Here is a 16,464-nt window from a genome sequence, read left to right as displayed (position 1 = left end):
AAATGCACCTTCTTGCACTTGCAAACATGCTTCTTCATAAAGAAGCAGAGCCATGGAGTCGCTGAATGCCAAGTCTGTTCCGTTTTCTCGCCATATTGGCGATCATCGCCGGTGCGATATACGGAACGATGTGGGCATTGGTTGCTTTTGTCGAGCCACAGGAGCGCGACGTGACGATCCGCCTTCCGTCCGAGCGGGTCAATCCTCCGGCCACCGGCGCCATCAACCCGTCCAAGAAGTGAGACAATGAAGGATCTCGGCTGGGTTCACGTCGAAGCCTTTCTGGAAATGATGAGCGCGGAGCGGGGCGCTGCGGCCAATACACTCTCTTCCTATGAGCGGGATCTTGACGATCTGCACGGTTTCCTGAACGGCAAGGGAGTGCGCCTGCTGGAGGCGGCGTCGGCCGATCTTTCGGCCTACCTGTCTTCCCTTGCCGCCCAAGGCTTCAAGCCTTCCTCGCAGGCGCGGCGACTGGCGGCAATGCGCCAGTTTTATAAGTTCCTTTACGCCGAGGGTCTGCGCACCGACGATCCGACCGGCGTTCTCGATGCGCCGAAGAAAGGCCGGGCTCTGCCGAAAACGATGGGGGTCGACGAAGTTGGCCGGTTGCTCGAGCAGGCGGAAACCGAAGCGCAGGATTCCGCGCCCGGACAGTTGCAGCGCCTTCGCATGCTGGCCCTGCTCGAACTGCTCTACGCAACGGGGATGCGCGTCAGCGAACTCGTCTCGCTTCCGGCCCGCGTGCTCGACCAGGACGGACGCTTCCTGATGATCCGCGGCAAGGGCAACAAGGAACGGCTTGTGCCGCTATCGCAGTCGGCGATCGTGGCGCTCAAGCTCTACGGCCGTATGCTCGCCGCTGAAAACGACGCCGCCAAAGTGCTGCAGGAAAGCCCTTGGCTGTTTCCCGCAGCGTCCAAGGAGGGCTATCTGCCGCGTCAGGTTTTCGCGCGTGATTTGAAAAATCTTGCGATCCGGGCAGGTCTTACCCCATCTATGATCTCGCCGCATGTCATGCGGCATGCATTTGCAAGTCATCTTCTCGCCAATGGCGCGGATCTTCGCGTCGTTCAGGAACTGCTCGGCCACTCGGACATTTCAACCACGCAAATCTATACGCATGTGTTGGAGGAACGGCTTCAACAACTGGTCCAAACGCACCACCCCCTTGCCAAACAGGACAAAAAGCAGGAATAGGACCGGCGACAAAGGGCGAGCTCATCAAACTAGCCCCGGCAAAGGAACGGAAACGCACCTCATGCACAACTATCTCGACTTCGAAAAGCCGATCTCCGACCTCGAAGGCAAGATCATCGAACTGAAGAAGCTCGCCACGGAAGACGAGAGCATCGACACGTCAGATGAAATCGGCAGGCTCGAAGTTCGCGTTCGCGAAGCGATGGTCGACATCTACTCGAAGCTCAACGCCTGGCAGAAGACGCAGGTTGCGCGCCATCCGCAGCGACCGCATTTCGTCGACTATGCCAAGACGCTGTTTCAGGAATTCACGCCGCTTGCCGGCGACCGCAAGTTCTCCGAAGATGCCGCAATCCAGGCAGGCCTTGCCCGCTTCCGCGGCCAGCCCGTCGCCGTTCTCGGCCAGGAAAAGGGCAACGACACGAAGAGCCGCCTGAAGCACAATTTCGGCAGCGCCCGCCCCGAAGGCTATCGCAAGGCGATCCGCGTTCTCGAGATGGCTGACCGCTTCGGCCTTCCTGTTATCACGCTCGTTGACACGGCAGGCGCCTATCCGGGCGTCGGCGCCGAAGAGCGTGGCCAGGCCGAAGCCATCGCCCGCTCGACGGAAATGTGTCTCTCTGTGAAGGTACCGATCGTTTCCGTCGTCATCGGCGAAGGCGGCTCGGGCGGCGCGATCGCGATCGCCACCGGCAACCGCGTCTACATGCTGGAGCATGCGATCTACAGCGTCATCTCGCCGGAAGGTGCAGCCTCGATCCTCTGGCGCGATTCCGCCCGCGCCAAGGAAGCCGCCACCAACATGAAGATCACGTCCGAGGACCTGAAGGCGCTCGGCATCATCGACGGCGTCATCAGCGAGCCGCTCGGCGGCGCGCATCGCGATCCGGACAGCGTGATCGCCACGACCGGTGATGTCATTGCCAAAGCTCTGGGCGAGCTTTCCAACCGCACCGGCGAGCAGCTTCGCAACGAGCGTCGGCAGAAATTCCTCAACATGGGCCGCAATTTGTAGTGCACAAACGCGCGGCTGCGCCGTGAATGAGGCCAAACCTTGGCCACAATAATGTTATCAATAACATTACTACTTGCGGGGGACGCGAGCGCGCTTCATAGGCTGCTAAGAGTTTGTGAACCATAGTCAGCCTATGATTCGCTCCGCGTGCCGGGGCCGGGTTGCATACTGTTGATGGGCTTTTTTGAATGCGCATTCGTCATTTTGCATATGTTTCCCTGATGGCGCTGGCTTTGGCCGGCTGCAACGATGCATTGGAAACCGCCCAGGTCGATCTTTCCAGCGTCAAGAACAAGGTCGAGCAGCCATTGCCGCCACGCATCCTGTCCGAGATGTCGGCCAAGAGCATGCAGCGCAACTCGCCGATCATGATCCGCATCTTCAAGGAAGAAGGCGCGCTGGAGATCTGGAAGGCGAAAACCGACAATCGCTTCGACAAGATCGCCGACTACAAGATCTGCGCCTGGTCTGGCCGCCTCGGCCCGAAGGTAAAAGAGGGCGACCGGCAGGCCCCGGAAGGCTTCTACAACCTGACGCGCGCCAATCTCAATCCGAACTCCAAATACTACCTCGCGATCAACACCGGCTTTCCGAACCGCTATGACGCTGTGAACGGCCACAATGGCACCAACCTGATGATTCACGGCGCCTGCTCTTCGTCGGGCTGCTACTCGATGACCGACCAGCAGGTACTGGAGATCTACGCCTTTGCCCGTGACGCCTTTGCCGGCGGCCAGTCGACAGTGCAGCTTCAGGCCTTCCCCTTCCGCATGACCGCGGAAAACATGGTGCGCCATCGCCTGAACCCGAACATCGAGTTCTGGAACATGCTGAAGGTCGGCTACGACAATTTCGAGGTCACCAAGCGTCCTCCCGAGGTGAATTTCTGCGAGAAGAAATACGTCTTCAACCAGCAGTCAACCGACAATGGCGAGTTCAATCCGGCCGGCAAGTGCCCGGCAATGTCGACGCCGCCGGCGCTGACCGCCGCGCTTGCCTCCTACGGCAAGACCTACGATGCCGACTACGCCAAGGCCATGAAGAAGTATGATGGCATGGCCTGGTACGACCCGAGCGAGGCGGAGCGCAAGGCCGTGGTCGCTAAGCTGCGAAAGGGTCGCGAACTGGCCTATGCACCGACCGGCACCTCGCTGGAGGCGGGCAAGATGGTCAAGGTCGCGGACCTCGAAGAGATGATGGCGAGCAAGACCGCGTCCGCGGTTGCCGCAAATGCGGCGCCCAATGCTACGCCGGCATCCTCCGAAGCAAAGGAAATTGCCGTCGCCGCTGCCGTTCCGGCTCAGGTTCCGATCCCAACGCCGAGCCCGCTGGCATTCGCGCCGGTACAACAGCCCGAACCGGTGGAAGTCGCCTCGAAGAAGCCGTTCTGGAAATTCTGGGGCAGGGACTGACGGCGTGAGCGCCATCCTCTATGACCTACGCGGGCTAAAGTGCCCGCTTCCCGTGCTGAAGACCCGCCGCAAGATGTCCTCCCTTCCGAGCGGCTCACTGATCCGCGTCGAAACGACAGATCCGCTCGCTGGCATCGACATCCCTCATTTCTGCAACGAAGACGGCCACGAACTGATCGAGGCTGAGACGACGGAAGGCGGCCACCGCTTCCTCATCCGCAAGCGATAGATTAAAATCGCATTCCCGGCACGGCAAGCGGATTGTCGTGCAGCGCGGTGCGATCCGGCGTGTCGATGCGCGGCTTGCCGAGAAACGCGTCGAACAGATCCTTGACGAAGGCTTCCGGCAGATCCTTGGTGATCAGCACCATGCGCGTGCGCCTGTCCTGAGGGTCGGGCCATGCGGGCAGGCGCGATGGCTGATGGAAGATGCTCTGCACGCCGTGAAGCACCAGCGGCCGATCCGGGCGGTCCGAGACCGCGACGATCGCCTTCATCCGCAGCAGCTTGTCGCCATGCGCCGAACGCAAGAGATCGATGAACATGTCGAGCGCCATCGGGTCGATCGGCTTGTCCTCGACGATCGAGAAGGACCGGATCGATGCATCGTGGCGGTTCACATCATGTGGGTCCTGGTGATCGTTCCCGTGATGATGATGGTGATGGTCGTCAGCACCATGGTGATGATGGTCATGCTGGTGATGCGCCTCATGCGCATCCTCATCCCGCAGCCAGCGTCCGACGTCGGCAATCTTGTTTGTCGGATCGTAGAGGCCGTTGACGAGCACACTGACCTGCCCTGCTTCGGCGCTGTCGGCATCCATCAATGCGGCACGCGGATTGAGCGCATCGAGACGCGCCTCCAGTGCTTCCAACACGTCTGGCGAAGCCATTGTCCGCTTGGAGAGAATCAGCCGATCGGCAACCGCGGCCTGCTTCACCGCTTCCTCGTGATTGTCGAGGGTCTGCGAGCCGTTGACTGCATCGACCACCGTCACGATGCCATCGAGGTCGAAATTGGTGGCGATGATGGGGTTGCCCATGATCGCCTGCATGACCGGTGCCGGATCAGCAAGGCCGGTCGTCTCGATCACGACGCGCTTCACCGGCTTGACGCGGCCCGTCTGTACCGCGTCCATCAGATTTGCGAGGGTATCGACGAGCTCTCCGCGCACCGTGCAGCATAGGCAGCCGTCCGACAGTTCGATGATCGCATCGCCCGAGCTTTCCACCAGTAGATGATCGATGCCGACATCACCGAACTCGTTGATGATCACGGCGGCGTCCTTCATCGCCGGATCCTTGAGGATCCGGTTCAGCAAGGTGGATTTGCCGGCGCCAAGAAAGCCGGTCAGGATGGTGACCGGTATCCGATCGGAAACAGCGCTCATGTCAAAGTGGCCTCAGAAAGTGGTCGGGCGTGGCAGCGGAACCGGGACCTTGGCAATCGTTCCCGCGGTATCCGCGGTCGCCAACTTGTCCGGCTGCGGTTCGTTCTGGCCCGGGATCAGTCCTGCGAAGACGAAGTTGGGGTCGTGGTCCATTTCCTGGATATAGGGAGACTGAACCTTCATGCGGCCCACTTCGTCGCGCGTTTCGCTGCGGACCTTGGCACCCTTGGCGCTGCAGATATCGGCGGTAATATCGGCGACCTGATCCTGACCCGGGCCATAGGGCCGTAATGAACTGAGCGTATCGGGCGCGGCAAACTGCGAAGTGAAGCCCTTTTGCAGCAGGTCGGCGGAGGCATCCGCCCGCGCCGCAAGACTGTCCGTGCCGAGCACGACAGAGATCAAGGTACGGCCGTTGCGCGTCGCCGAACCGATCTGGTTGAAGCCCGAGGCGCAGATGAAGCCCGTTTTCATGCCATCGGCGCCGGCAAAACGACCGATCAGCACGTTGATGCTCGGCACGTTCTTGGTGCCCGTCGTGATGCCTTCAAGCGAGAAGTATCCGGCGTATTGCGGGAACTCGCGACGAAGCGCCACGGAAAGGACCGCAAGATCGCGCGCCGTCGTATACTGGCCCTTGCCGGGCAGGCCGTTCGGATTGACGAAATGCGAGTCGGTCATGCCGAGCTTCGCCGCCTCGGCGTTCATCTTCAGCACAAAGGCTTCCTGCGTTCCGCCGACGGCCTCGGCAACGGCAACCGCAATGTCGTTTGCCGACTTGACCATCAGGATCTTCAGCGCGCTGTCGAGCGTCAGCTTCTGTCCCGGCTTGAAATACATCTTTGCCGGCGGCTGGGCTGCCGCCCGCTTGCTCATGACGATGGGGGTATCGAGGCTGATCTGGCCGGCGCGAACCGCGTCGAAAACCGTATAGACGGTCATGAGCTTGGTGAGCGAAGCCGGATACCATTTGCGGAAGGCTTCCTCGTGCTCCAGCACGCGGCCGCTCTGCACATCCACCAGAATATGCGGATTCGCATAGGCCTGAGCGGAGGCCGAGAGCGCGATGGCGGCTGCGGAAGCTACGATTGAAAGCGGCCGCAAGGCGGCAAGCAAACGGTTCTGGCGCGTCAACACGGTTCGTCCTTAAAGATGTCCGGAAGTCTCGAAAGTTTCCCCTATTTAACGTATATGGCCATGACATGGCAAAGGGCCTTGATTAAGTTATTTCTGCGGCATCGTGTCCTTGCGACCCGATCCCGTCCCCGTTTCGATTTCACGACAGGAAGCTGACATGCCGATTTTGAACAGAGCCGCCGAACTTCAAGACGAGGTGACAGAGTGGCGCCGGCATATCCATGCACGCCCCGAACTTCTTTTTGCGGTCGAGAACACCGCCGCCTTCGTGGCTGAAAAACTCAAGGAATTCGGCGTCGACGAGATCGTCACCGGCATCGGCAGGACCGGCGTCGTCGGTCTGATCAAAGGCAAGGGCGAGGGCGGGCGCACCATCGGTTTGCGCGCCGACATGGACGCGTTACCGCTTACCGAAATCAGCGGCAAGCCCTGGGCTTCCACGACACCTGGCAAGATGCATGCCTGCGGTCACGACGGCCATACGGCCATGCTGCTCGGCGCGGCCAAGTATCTGGCCGAGACGCGCAACTTCAACGGCAACATCGCGGTCATCTTCCAGCCCGCGGAAGAAGGCGGCGGCGGTGGCAACCTGATGGTCAAGGACGGCATGATGGAGCGCTTCGGCATCGAAGAGGTCTACGGCATGCACAATCTGCCGGGTCTTCCTGTCGGGCACTTTGCCATCCGTAGCGGCGCGATCATGGCCGCCACCGACGAATTCACCATCGCCATCAAGGGCCGCGGCGGCCATGCGGCCCAGCCGCACCGCACGATCGACCCGATCGCCATCGGCGCTCAGATCGTCAGCAATCTGCAGCTGATTGCCTCCCGCAATGTCGATCCGCTGCGTTCGGTCGTCGTCTCGGTCACCAAGTTCAACGCGGGCTTCGCCCACAACGTCATCCCGAACGACGCGACGATCGCCGGCACCGTGCGCACGCTCAATGAGGAGGTGCGTAACCTCGCCGAAACCCGCCTGAAGCAGGTCGTCAACGGCCTCGTTGCCGCCCACGGCGCAGAGGTTGATATCGACTTCAACCGGAATTATCCCGTCACCTTCAACCACGCGACGGAAACCGGCCACGCCGTCCGCATCGCCGGCGAGATTGCTGGCGCAGGCAACGTCAATGCGGAGATCGACCCGATGATGGGCGGCGAGGATTTCTCCTACATGCTGAACGCCCGTCCCGGCGCCTTCATCTTCATCGGCAACGGAGACACGGCCGGCCTGCACAACCCCGCCTACGATTTCAACGACGAAACCATCGCCCACGGCATTTCCTACTGGGTGCGGCTCGCCGAACAGCGCCTCGGCGCCTGAAATCTGACGTCAGTTACACATGCAAAAGAGCTTGGCTTCCGGCCAAGCCTTTTGTATGCATGACGCTCAAGTGGTCCCGTAGCTCAGCAGGATAGAGCATCAGATTCCTAATCTGAGGGTCACGCGTTCGAATCGCGTCGGGATCACCATTATTTTCAGTAACCGTGTCGTACTGCGCGCTTCCGCTCTGAGTTCAGGGCAACGGAACCGGCGCGTCGCTGAGCGTTCGCAGATATGCGATCACGTTCAGTCGATCAGTTTCATCAGGCGCTCCACGAATCTCCATGTTTACGCCTGGGGTTGTGAGGGTTGGACCGGCGAGAAAAATGTTGAGGTCCTCGAACGTCCAAGTCCCCTCCCACGCCAACAGGGAGTTGTCAGGGCGGCACCGGCGATCGGCAGACCGATCGCCGACTCCTTGTTCACGTTGGCGCCGCGCTTGATCAGCAACTCTGCCGCTTCGGGATGTTCGCTACGAATGGCCAGGAAAAGAGGATTGGCTCCCTTTGTCCTGCTCTTCGATGTCAGCCCCGGCGTCGAGGGCGGCCGCGATGGCAGTCGGGTCGCCGCTCTTCACCGCCTCGTGAAGTGGGCGGCCTTGCGTAGCCCACGCATCGGTCTTCCCCTCCGCCAACACGATGATCGCGAAGCATATACCCCGATCCCCCACCCGAATAGCTCGATCTGCCTTGCCGGCGGTCACGCGCGCCTTCTCGACCCACTGGGCGGCAATCATTTCCACGTGCCAGCGAGGTAGTCAGGCGATGAGGAGAGAAACGCTTTTGGTCTCCGACTACCTAAAGCCGTGACAAAAAACCTTCCAACTCCTCCCCATCGACAGACACGCGATGCCGTTCCTCCGGATAGGCGCCGCTGGCGATGTCGGTAGCGTATTCGCGGAATGCCGCGATCCGTTCAGCCTGGATGCGGTCATATTCGGCCGCCAGGTTGCGATAGACCTTGGCATGGCGCGGATATTTCCCGCGGTTTAGGCCGAGCACGTCCTCGGAGAAGAGATACTGGGCGTCGCATCCGCTGCCGGCGCCCATGGAGATCATGAGCATGGAGGTGCGTTCAGAAATCGCTGCCGCTACCTCGGCCGGCACGACCTCGATCTCCGCGCTGAAGGCACCCGCGGCCTCCAGATCCTTCACTTGCTTGTAGACAAGAGCCGCCGTTTCGGCCGTCTTGCCGACCGCGCGAAAGCCGCCCGTCCATGTGGCATGCGACGGGATAAGCCCCGTGTGTCCACAGACCGGAATATGCTCGTCGCGCAGCCGCCGGATCGTCTGCAGGCTGGCGGCGCAATAGATGGCATCGGCCGAGGCCGCCCGCATCTTTACCGCCGAGCGCAGGATCTCATCGGTGGTGGCGCCGCTCTGGCCGTATTCGCCACCCGGAATGGCAAAACGCCCCGGGGCGGCATCGCGGAACCGCGGATCGAAAAAAAGTTCCGGCGGCACGGAAATCAGGTCGATGCCGGCAGCCTCGGCCGCTTCCGCCTCTTCGAGCGACACGACGCGCAGCATGCTGAGCTGCCGCTTGCCCTTCATCGCTAGGAGGTCATGCACAGTCGGTCGCAGTTGTTTGCCCATCGCCGATACCTTGAGAATGCGGCAGCCAGTCAGGCGGCCAGGAGGGATTTCAGTTTGACGCTGCTTGCGACAAGCGCTGCCGGATCCGGATGCGCGCGCGCCGCAATCAGCATTTCGGCAAGCCGGATATCGCGCGCGACCACGTTGCCGCGACCGATGCCGCTGGCCGCAAGCAGCCTGCCGGCTTCATCGAGATGAAAGAGAATGAAAGCGCCGTCGCCGAGGTCGCGGCGCAAATGCTGAACGGCGCCCTCCGCGAGGCCGACGATCTGCAGCGTTACGTCATACTGATCGGACCAGAACCAGGGAACGGCGGAAACGGATGTGCCAAGCCCCATCATGTTGGCGGCGGCCAATGCTCCCTGTTCCTGGGCATTCCGCCAGGATTCGAGCCGCACACGCCGGCCGCCATAGATCGCGAGGGGGAACGAGCAGCAGTCGCCGGCTGCGTAGATGTCAGGCGCCGAGGTGCGCAGGAATTCATCGACGGCAATCCCATTGTCGATTGTGAGACCGGCCCGCGCGGCAAGCTCCGTATTGGGAGTGGCGCCGATTCCGATAAGCACGAGGTCCGCGCCGATCATATTGCCGTCGGACAGGTGGACAACGGCCTTTTCGTCGTCTTCCGCAATGGCTGTTATAGCCACCCCGCAGCGGATATCGACGCCCTCGAGCGAATGCCGTTCGCAGATCACCCCGGCAACTTCCTCCGGGACGCCGCGCTTCAGCACGCGTTCCAGGCCCTCGAGGACCGTTACGGAAGTTCCGAGCGCACGCGCCGTCGCGGCAAGCTCCAGGCCGATAAAGCCGCCGCCGATGATGACAATATGCTTTCCGGGCACCATTGCCCTGCGAAGTGCCACCGCATCGGCATGGGTGCGCAGCGAGCAGATATGCTTGCTGTCCTCGGCAATATCAGGAAGCACCCGCGCACGGGCGCCGGTCGCGAGCAACAGCTTGTCATAGGCAATGGTAGAGCCATCGGAAAGCGTAACGGACTTTGCTTGACGGTCGAGATCCTGAACCGTCAGGCCGGTCAGCAGACTGATGCCGCCTGCGGCATATCTCTCCAGTTCGGCGATGAATTTCGGTTCCTCAGTCCCTTGGTCGGACGCCTTCGAAAGCGGCGGCCGCTCGTACGGCGCGAGCGCCTCGCTTCCAATCAGCGTGATCTCGCCGTCAAATCCCTTTTCGCGGAGGGCAAATGCCGCGCGGGCGCCGCATTCCCCTGCCCCGATGGTCACGAAATGGGTCATGACAGCCTCCTCAGATCGAGATGAAGACAGCGCCGTCTTCGACCTTCACGGGATAGGTGCCGAGGTTGACGCAAACCGGCGCTCCCTTCGCCTGCCCCGTTTTGTAGTTGAAACGGCCATTGTGCTTGGGACATTCGATGATCTCGTCCATGACCAGGCCGTCGGCCAGATGGACCTGCTCGTGCGTGCACAATCCGTCCGTTGCAAAGAATTCATCGTCGGGGCTGCGATAAACCGCGAACGTCCTGCCCTGGTGATCGAACCGCATCACGTCCTCTTCGTCGATGTCCTCGACGGCACAGACCTCGATCCAATTTCCGCTCATCTCGTCCTCCCAGGCTTATGCTTGGCGTTGTTTATTGGGCAGCCGGCGCAAGCTCGGCGTGGAATTCCTCGCGATAGGGACGCGCCGTCGCCGGCAGTTCGCGCTTCAGGAAATAGTCCTCATTGCGCAGCTGGCGCAGGAATGCCGGGAGCATCTCGCGATAGCCGGACCAGATCGACGGGTTTGCCGCCGGCAGGTCGTGCTTGATCATCGCATGCAGGCGCGGCAGCGCATGGTAGGGCACCATCGGGAACATGTGGTGCTCGACGTGATAGTTCATGTTCCAGTAGATGAAGCGGCTGATGGGGTTCATGTGAACCGTGCGGCTGTTCAGACGATGGTCGATGACATTGTCCGCGAGGCCCCCATGCTGCAACAGTCCGGTCAGCACATGATGCCACGCGCCATAGAGCCTGGGCAGGCCAATCAGCACCAGCGGCAGGATGGAGCCCATCGCAATCGCAACGGCGATCGTCGCGACATAGATGGCAAGCCAGATGCGGGCGATAAGTATCGCGCGGGGCTGTTCCATCTCGGGGATGAAGGTCTTCTCCTCTACGCCGATGACGCCGACGGCATTGCGCAGCATGTCGACCATCGCGTGCCAGACATCGAGAATGCCGAAGAAGTTCAGGATCAGCCGCAGCAGATCCGGCGGACGCATTACCGCAATTTCGGGATCGCGGCCGACGATGACTGTGTCGGTATGATGGCGCGTATGGCTCCAGCGCCAGGTCACCGGATTGCGCATGATCATGAAGCAGGCGATCTGATAGACCGCGTCGTTCATCCAGCGCGTCTTGAAGGCCGTGCCGTGACCACACTCGTGCCAGCGGCTATCCGATGCCGAACCGTAAAGCACCCCATATGCCAGAAAGAAGGGCACGCAGAGCCACGAGCCCCAGAAGTAGACGCCAAGTCCGCCAAGGAGGATCATTGCGCCCAGCCAGATGATCGTGTCAAGGATAGCCGGAGCGTCGGAGCGCTGCATCAGCGCTTTCATGTCCTTGCGCGCAACCTCGGTGTGATACCACTCGGCGGCGGCCAATCCCATGTCAACGGCTGTGCGGCCGCTTTCACCGAGCAGGCTGTAGTCCCGCTTCCTCGTCTGATCAGCCATCTCAACCTCCCGCATGCCATCCCTCCCGGCCTATGCAGACGAGAATATGTTGACTTTCATCAAGCGACAATGCAGCCTTGATGTATTCTATCAAAAGACATCATTGCGACCACATCACAATGATGGATTCTTGCAAGGACCGAATGGTGAAGCGACCGACAATACAGGATCTGGCGAATGCTTCGGGCGTCAGCGTCGCGACGGTCGATCGTGTGCTGAACGGCCGGCATCGGGTTAGGGAGGAGACGGCACGGCGGGTCTATAACGCGGCGGCCTCTATCGGCTACCATGCGGTCGGCTTGCTCCGGCAACGGGTATTCCAGGACCTCCCGCATCATCGGCTGGGCTTTCTTCTGCAGCGTCCGACGCAGTCGTTCTACCAAACGCTCGCCAGGGAAATCGAGCAAGCGGCGCATGCCAACACATCGTCTCGCATAACCGCCCAGATCGAATATGCGACGGCGTCCACGCCTGCTGCGATCATTGAAAAGCTGAAGCTTCTCGCCAGCCGCAACCAGGCGATCGCATTGGTCGGTCCGGACTATCCGGCCGTCGCGGCCGAGGTTGAAGATCTGAAGGCCAGGGGCATTCCTGCCTTTTCCATTCTGTCCGATCTCGCCAGTGGCGTGCGACAGGGTTATATCGGGCTGAACAATCGAAAGGTCGGCCGCACGGCCGCCTGGATGATCGCAAAGGCTGCCAAGAAACCCGGCAAGGTCGCCTGCTTCGTCGGTAGCCACCGCTATCATGGACATGAACTGCGCGAGATCGGCTTCCGCTCTTATTTTCGAGAGAACGCCCCGGATTTCGAGGTTCTCGAGACGCTGATCAACCTCGAAACCCCTGAAATAACGCACGAAGCCACCATCAATCTCCTCAAGCAGCACCCTGATCTCGTCGGCTTCTATGTCTGCGGCGGCGGCATGGAAGGCGCGATCTCAGCCGTTCGCGAAGAAGGTCTCGCCGGCAAGCTTGTCGTCGTCGTCAACGAACTGACGCCGGACTCGCGCTCGGCACTCGCCGACGACGTGGTGACCATGGCGATCGCGACGCCCGTCAGGAACCTCTGCACCGAGCTGATCACATTGATGACAACCTCGATAGGATCAGAGGACGACGCGATCCCGGGTCAATCGTTCCTGCCCTTCGATATCTACACCTCGGAGAACATCTAGCCCTGCCGGCGACCCGTCCTCCGCCTTAGCGCCGTGCGGCCCAGGACAATCCGCGTCGAAGAATGAGGCGCATATAGGGGTGGTCGAACTCGCTCGCGACATGGCCGAGAGCGGAATAGAACACACGCCCCTGTCCGAACTGGCGCTTGAAGGCAACGGGCATTGTCACGTTGCGGGCGGCCGAATCATACTCTCCGGAAAAGCGCGTCGTCGCCAGGATTTCGACCGACGGATCGTAGTGGAGGTAGTACTGCTCGGACCGATAGTCGAAGTCGGGAATCCCCGCCATCACAGGATCATGCTGACGGGTCACGTTGACGCGGAAATCGATGATGTTGCCGGGATGGGAGACCCATGTTACCCCGGAGACATACCGGAACGGTGCGCTCTCCTTGAATGAAGTCGCCAGCGCGCCGTGATGCCCCCCGAGGCCGAGACCGCCGCGCACAGCCTCCACCAGCGCGTCTGCGTGCGCCTTCTCGATTTTCTCGCCGGTAACTACAGGCACGAGCAGATCGGCGCCCGCGATCACAGCTGACCCGAAGATGCCGAGGTCGCCGGTCACCTCGACGGCAAAGCCATCCTCGTGCAACAGGTCCGCGACGCGGTGGGCGCACGCTTCAGGCTCGTGGCCGCTCCAACCGCCCCAGACGATGATCGCTTTGCGCATAAGCACTCCCTTGCCGAACACATTGGGCCGCCGAGAGCGGCCAGATCTTCTTTACGACAAGACGGGTCGAGCAAGCCAGTGCAAGCCTTGCCGGACCATATTTTCTTCCGACTCTCGGAAGGCGGAACTTTCCGACCCGTTCTGCGTTTCGCGGAAAACGGAGGGAGTGCTCGCCATGCGTATGAAACTGACGTTGCTTGCATTCGCATATCTTGTCGTCAGCGGCCTGTTGCTGGCAACCACCTATAAATCGGCGGGACCGATCACGACGCCAAAGACAGATCGGGTCGCAGCCTTCCAGATGGAACGCTTCGCCGGCTGAGGGATAACTACGCTACCTTGATATCATTGCGCACGGGCCGCGTTCCCGCGAGAGCGCGCGCGACGGCGGTTGCACGCTCGATCTCGGCTGCCGTGGCAACCATGCCGGTCAGCACGACCTCACGACCTTCAAGCGTCACCTTCACATCAGCCGCATCAATCCCACCAGCGACAGCCAAGGCATTCGCTACGGCCTCCTCGAGCGCGGCATCCTGGTTAGCTCCAGTCTCGGGTTCGAAGGGTTCGCCATAGAGCGTCGGTTGCTTGAAAACCATGTGCCTTCCTCCTGTCTCGATTACGAAACGCAGCAATTGGCCGATTGGTTTCGCGCCACCCTGTTAGACATGGCAAGGGAGGGCAACCGCCCTCTCCCGGATTCGCTGGATTTCTGCTGCGCCGCACACTTGCCGCTCATTTCAATCCCCTGTACAGCCAGAGCCAATGCAAGAGTTTTGGCGAAATCACCGATGATGGCAGGCGAAAGTGCGCCGAGGCGCCTCAGTATTTTTGGCTCAACCGGCTCGATCGGACAAAATACGCTCGACGTTGTCGAGCAGTTGGGCGGTCGGGACTGCTATGAGATCTCCGTCGTAACGGGCAACGAGAACGTCCAGCTTTTGGCGCAGCAGGCGAAATCGTCAGGCGCCAAGCTTGCGGTCACCGCCAGCGACGGCAAATATCACTCGCTGAAGGAAGAACTGTCCGGCAGCGGCATTGCGGTTGCCGCCGGCGTATCGGGCCTGGCTGAGGCCGCCGACCTCGAGGCGGATTGGGTGATGGCCGCCATCGTCGGCACGGCCGGCCTCGCGCCGACACTGGCCGCCGCCCGCAAGGGCGCAACGATCGCGCTCGCCAACAAGGAATGCCTGGTGTCAGCCGGCGACTTGTTCGTCGATGCAGTGGCAAAGGGCGGCGGACGGCTGATCCCCGTCGACAGCGAACACAGCGCGATCTTTCAGTCTCTCGACGAAGACCAGCAGCACGCCGTCGAACGGATCATCCTGACGGCTTCGGGCGGTCCGTTCCGCACCTGGTCGCGCGCCGACATGGCGAATGTGACCGCTGCAACGGCGCGAGCGCACCCGAACTGGTCGATGGGACTGAAGATCTCGGTCGGAAGTGCCTCGATGTTCAACAAGGCGCTGGAGATGATCGAGGCGAAGCATCTCTTCGGCGTTCGCCCGGACCAGATCGAAGTGATCGTCCACCCGCAGTCGATCATTCACTCGATGGTCGGCTACACGGATGGATCGATCATCGCCCAGCTCGGCAGCCCCGATATGCGGACGGCGATCGGTTACGCGCTCGACTACCCGCGCCGACCGACACTGAACGTCGAGCGACTGGATTTCGCCAAGCTCTCGCGCCTCGACTTCGAGGCACCGGATGAACAGCGTTTCCCGGCGCTCAGACTGGCGCGCACCGCGCTGGAACGCGGCGGCCTACAGGGCGCCATCATGAATGCGGCCGAGGAAATTGCGTTTCACGCGTTTGTCGAGGAACGGATCGGCTTCCTGTCCATGGCCGACATTGCCGAAGCGGTGATGGACAAGATGATCGCAACCGGCGAAGCGAAGACGATGGACGACGTCTTTGCCGCCGATGCCGAAGCCCGCAGGCTCGCTGCCGAACTGGTAGCCCTCAGCGAAAAGGCCGCCTGACGGCGGCCCAATCTTTTCCCAAACAATGTACCTTTAGGCCACGTGCCGCGCCAGCGCGCAGCGCGCCCAGAGCGAATGCAGCGCCTCGACGAGATGTTCGATGTCGGCGTCGCTGTGCAGCGGCGTCGGAGTGATGCGCAGCCGCTCGGTCTTCTTCGGCACCGTCGGGTAGTTGATCGGCTGCACGTAGACACCGCAATTGTCGAGCAGCAGGTCGGAGATCCACTTGCACTTGGCGGCATCGCCAACCATGACCGGCACGATGTGGCTCGGGTTCGGCATGTGCGGAATGCCGCGCTGATCGAGCAGCGCCCTGAGCTTGCGGACACGATCCTGGTGGCGCGCGCGCTCGAACGGGCTGACCTTCAGATGCTGGATCGAGGCAACCGCACCGGCAGCAAGGGCCGGCGGCAGCGCCGTCGTGAAGATGAAACCAGAGGCAAACGAGCGGATGAAGTCGCAGAGCGCCGTCGAGGCGGCGATGTAGCCGCCCATGACGCCGAATGCCTTGCCGAGCGTGCCTTCGATGACCGTCAGGCGGTCCATCAGGCCCTCGCGCTCGGCAATGCCGCCGCCGCGCGGACCATACATGCCGACGGCATGGACTTCGTCGAGATAGGTCATCGCGCCGTATTTGTCGGCGAGGTCGCAGATCTCCTTGATCGGGGCGATGTCGCCATCCATCGAATAGACCGATTCGAAGGCGATCAGCTTCGGCGCCTTCGGATCGGCGGCGGCCAGCTTGGCTTCGAGATCATGGATGTCGTTGTGCTTCCAGATCACCTTGTCGCACTTGGCGTAGCGAATGCCTTCGATCATCGACGCATGGTTCAAGGCGTCGGAGAAGATGATCAGGCCGGGGATC

General features: G+C 61.3%; 20 protein-coding genes and 1 tRNA gene. 11 read left to right on the top strand and 10 right to left on the bottom strand.

Translation table 11 applies throughout. The annotated features are described in order from the left end of the window. Positions 1-65 precede the first annotated feature (65 nt). The 5 genes from C934_RS35195 to C934_RS0116470 all read left to right on the top strand — a co-directional run bounded on the left by C934_RS35195 (position 66) and on the right by C934_RS0116470 (position 3,856). Positions 66-242: a hypothetical protein gene (locus C934_RS35195; RefSeq protein WP_018857758.1), complete on the top strand. Its 177-nt coding sequence runs from the start codon at positions 66-68 to the stop codon at positions 240-242. Between the two features lie 4 nt (positions 243-246). Further along, the gene (gene xerD / locus C934_RS0116485) at positions 247-1,200 is read left to right on the top strand and encodes a site-specific tyrosine recombinase XerD (protein ID WP_018857757.1); all 954 of its coding nucleotides are present in this window, start codon (positions 247-249) and stop codon (positions 1,198-1,200) included. 61 nt (positions 1,201-1,261) lie between these two features. Continuing rightward, positions 1,262-2,215, top strand: coding sequence for an acetyl-CoA carboxylase carboxyltransferase subunit alpha (locus tag C934_RS0116480; RefSeq protein ID WP_018857756.1), 954 nt, complete (start codon positions 1,262-1,264; stop codon positions 2,213-2,215). Positions 2,216-2,403: 188 nt separating this feature from the next. Further along, a complete protein-coding gene (locus tag C934_RS0116475) occupies positions 2,404-3,627 on the top strand; it encodes a L,D-transpeptidase family protein (protein ID WP_018857755.1) in 1,224 nt (407 codons plus the stop codon). A 4-nt stretch (positions 3,628-3,631) separates the two neighbouring features. Next, positions 3,632-3,856 carry a sulfurtransferase TusA family protein gene (locus tag C934_RS0116470; RefSeq protein ID WP_018857754.1) on the top strand — a complete coding sequence of 75 codons (225 nt, stop codon included), beginning with the start codon at positions 3,632-3,634 and terminating at the stop codon, positions 3,854-3,856. A 1-nt stretch (position 3,857) separates the two neighbouring features. Here the strand turns inward: C934_RS0116470 and C934_RS0116465 are convergent, their stop codons facing one another. Both C934_RS0116465 and C934_RS0116460 read right to left on the bottom strand, forming a co-directional pair. After that, positions 3,858-5,018 carry a CobW family GTP-binding protein gene (locus tag C934_RS0116465; protein ID WP_018857753.1) on the bottom strand — a complete coding sequence of 387 codons (1,161 nt, stop codon included), beginning with the start codon at positions 5,016-5,018 and terminating at the stop codon, positions 3,858-3,860. Between the two features lie 12 nt (positions 5,019-5,030). Then, a complete protein-coding gene (locus tag C934_RS0116460; protein ID WP_025661862.1) occupies positions 5,031-6,155 on the bottom strand; it encodes a D-alanyl-D-alanine carboxypeptidase family protein in 1,125 nt (374 codons plus the stop codon). A gap of 157 nt (positions 6,156-6,312) precedes the next feature. Between C934_RS0116460 and C934_RS0116455 the strand changes: the two genes are divergently transcribed. Together C934_RS0116455 and C934_RS0116450 are read left to right on the top strand one after the other, a co-directional pair. Continuing rightward, positions 6,313-7,476 carry a M20 aminoacylase family protein gene (locus tag C934_RS0116455; protein ID WP_018857751.1) on the top strand — a complete coding sequence of 388 codons (1,164 nt, stop codon included), beginning with the start codon at positions 6,313-6,315 and terminating at the stop codon, positions 7,474-7,476. Positions 7,477-7,548: 72 nt separating this feature from the next. Further along, positions 7,549-7,625: transfer RNA gene (locus tag C934_RS0116450), tRNA-Arg, on the top strand. A gap of 139 nt (positions 7,626-7,764) precedes the next feature. On the opposite strand, the gene C934_RS35655 is transcribed toward C934_RS0116450, so the two are convergent. Then, positions 7,765-7,956 (bottom strand): hypothetical protein, encoded by a 192-nt coding sequence (locus C934_RS35655; protein WP_245267958.1) that lies wholly within the window; start codon positions 7,954-7,956, stop codon positions 7,765-7,767. Positions 7,957-7,972: 16 nt separating this feature from the next. Here C934_RS35655 and C934_RS35650 point away from each other — a divergent pair, with 16 nt between their 5' ends. Continuing rightward, complete coding sequence (locus tag C934_RS35650; protein ID WP_156828757.1) at positions 7,973-8,233, top strand: hypothetical protein; 261 nt, start codon at positions 7,973-7,975, stop codon at positions 8,231-8,233. A gap of 40 nt (positions 8,234-8,273) precedes the next feature. Here C934_RS35650 and C934_RS0116440 read toward each other — a convergent pair whose 3' ends face one another. Genes C934_RS0116440 through C934_RS0116425 form a run of 4 tightly spaced genes read right to left on the bottom strand, consistent with a single transcriptional unit; the run spans position 8,274 to position 11,772 of the window. After that, positions 8,274-9,071: a 3-methyl-2-oxobutanoate hydroxymethyltransferase gene (locus C934_RS0116440; RefSeq protein WP_026371842.1), complete on the bottom strand. Its 798-nt coding sequence runs from the start codon at positions 9,069-9,071 to the stop codon at positions 8,274-8,276. A 29-nt stretch (positions 9,072-9,100) separates the two neighbouring features. Beyond that, positions 9,101-10,327 carry an NAD(P)/FAD-dependent oxidoreductase gene (locus tag C934_RS0116435; RefSeq protein ID WP_018857748.1) on the bottom strand — a complete coding sequence of 409 codons (1,227 nt, stop codon included), beginning with the start codon at positions 10,325-10,327 and terminating at the stop codon, positions 9,101-9,103. Positions 10,328-10,337: 10 nt separating this feature from the next. Beyond that, on the bottom strand, positions 10,338-10,652 hold the full coding sequence (locus tag C934_RS0116430) for a MocE family 2Fe-2S type ferredoxin (RefSeq protein ID WP_018857747.1): 315 nt from the start codon (positions 10,650-10,652) through the stop codon (positions 10,338-10,340). A 31-nt stretch (positions 10,653-10,683) separates the two neighbouring features. Beyond that, on the bottom strand, positions 10,684-11,772 hold the full coding sequence (locus C934_RS0116425; RefSeq protein WP_026371841.1) for a fatty acid desaturase family protein: 1,089 nt from the start codon (positions 11,770-11,772) through the stop codon (positions 10,684-10,686). Positions 11,773-11,915: 143 nt separating this feature from the next. Here C934_RS0116425 and C934_RS0116420 point away from each other — a divergent pair, with 143 nt between their 5' ends. Further along, positions 11,916-12,947, top strand: a complete 1,032-nt coding sequence (locus tag C934_RS0116420; RefSeq protein WP_018857745.1) for a LacI family DNA-binding transcriptional regulator — start codon at positions 11,916-11,918, stop codon at positions 12,945-12,947. Between the two features lie 25 nt (positions 12,948-12,972). Here the strand turns inward: C934_RS0116420 and C934_RS0116415 are convergent, their stop codons facing one another. Further along, on the bottom strand, positions 12,973-13,617 hold the full coding sequence (locus C934_RS0116415; RefSeq protein WP_018857744.1) for a ThuA domain-containing protein: 645 nt from the start codon (positions 13,615-13,617) through the stop codon (positions 12,973-12,975). Positions 13,618-13,792: 175 nt separating this feature from the next. Here C934_RS0116415 and C934_RS35185 point away from each other — a divergent pair, with 175 nt between their 5' ends. Continuing rightward, positions 13,793-13,939, top strand: coding sequence for a hypothetical protein (locus C934_RS35185; protein WP_167354926.1), 147 nt, complete (start codon positions 13,793-13,795; stop codon positions 13,937-13,939). 7 nt (positions 13,940-13,946) lie between these two features. On the opposite strand, the gene C934_RS0116405 is transcribed toward C934_RS35185, so the two are convergent. Then, positions 13,947-14,213 carry a BON domain-containing protein gene (locus C934_RS0116405; RefSeq protein ID WP_018857742.1) on the bottom strand — a complete coding sequence of 89 codons (267 nt, stop codon included), beginning with the start codon at positions 14,211-14,213 and terminating at the stop codon, positions 13,947-13,949. Between the two features lie 192 nt (positions 14,214-14,405). Between C934_RS0116405 and dxr the strand changes: the two genes are divergently transcribed. After that, positions 14,406-15,599, top strand: coding sequence for a 1-deoxy-D-xylulose-5-phosphate reductoisomerase (gene dxr, locus C934_RS0116400; protein WP_018857741.1), 1,194 nt, complete (start codon positions 14,406-14,408; stop codon positions 15,597-15,599). Between the two features lie 33 nt (positions 15,600-15,632). Here the strand turns inward: dxr and hemA are convergent. After that, on the bottom strand, positions 15,633-16,464 hold an 832-nt coding region (gene hemA, locus C934_RS0116395; RefSeq protein ID WP_018857740.1), incomplete at its 5' end, for a 5-aminolevulinate synthase.

It is taken from the genome of Rhizobium sp. 42MFCr.1 (assembly GCF_000377185.1).
Lineage (GTDB): Bacteria > Pseudomonadota > Alphaproteobacteria > Rhizobiales > Rhizobiaceae > Rhizobium > Rhizobium altiplani.
The sequence above is the reverse complement of the archived record's forward strand: the minus strand, read 5'-3'. Positions and strand labels throughout refer to the sequence as shown.

Bases quoted from the DNA above. Each gene is read 5' to 3' on its own strand.
- C934_RS35195 (WP_018857758.1), top strand. From the start codon at position 66: ATGCCAAGTCTGTTCCGTTTTCTCGCCATATTGGCGATCATCGCCGGT.
- xerD (WP_018857757.1), top strand. From the start codon at position 247: ATGAAGGATCTCGGCTGGGTTCACGTCGAAGCCTTTCTGGAAATGATG.
- C934_RS0116480 (WP_018857756.1), top strand. From the start codon at position 1,262: ATGCACAACTATCTCGACTTCGAAAAGCCGATCTCCGACCTCGAAGGC.
- C934_RS0116475 (WP_018857755.1), top strand. From the start codon at position 2,404: ATGCGCATTCGTCATTTTGCATATGTTTCCCTGATGGCGCTGGCTTTG.
- C934_RS0116465 (WP_018857753.1), bottom strand. From the start codon at position 5,018: ATGAGCGCTGTTTCCGATCGGATACCGGTCACCATCCTGACCGGCTTT.
- C934_RS0116455 (WP_018857751.1), top strand. From the start codon at position 6,313: ATGCCGATTTTGAACAGAGCCGCCGAACTTCAAGACGAGGTGACAGAG.
- C934_RS0116440 (WP_026371842.1), bottom strand. From the start codon at position 9,071: ATGGGCAAACAACTGCGACCGACTGTGCATGACCTCCTAGCGATGAAG.
- C934_RS0116435 (WP_018857748.1), bottom strand. From the start codon at position 10,327: ATGACCCATTTCGTGACCATCGGGGCAGGGGAATGCGGCGCCCGCGCG.
- C934_RS0116430 (WP_018857747.1), bottom strand. From the start codon at position 10,652: ATGAGCGGAAATTGGATCGAGGTCTGTGCCGTCGAGGACATCGACGAA.
- C934_RS0116425 (WP_026371841.1), bottom strand. From the start codon at position 11,772: ATGGCTGATCAGACGAGGAAGCGGGACTACAGCCTGCTCGGTGAAAGC.
- C934_RS0116420 (WP_018857745.1), top strand. From the start codon at position 11,916: ATGGTGAAGCGACCGACAATACAGGATCTGGCGAATGCTTCGGGCGTC.
- C934_RS0116415 (WP_018857744.1), bottom strand. From the start codon at position 13,617: ATGCGCAAAGCGATCATCGTCTGGGGCGGTTGGAGCGGCCACGAGCCT.
- C934_RS35185 (WP_167354926.1), top strand. From the start codon at position 13,793: ATGCGTATGAAACTGACGTTGCTTGCATTCGCATATCTTGTCGTCAGC.
- C934_RS0116405 (WP_018857742.1), bottom strand. From the start codon at position 14,213: ATGGTTTTCAAGCAACCGACGCTCTATGGCGAACCCTTCGAACCCGAG.
- dxr (WP_018857741.1), top strand. From the start codon at position 14,406: ATGATGGCAGGCGAAAGTGCGCCGAGGCGCCTCAGTATTTTTGGCTCA.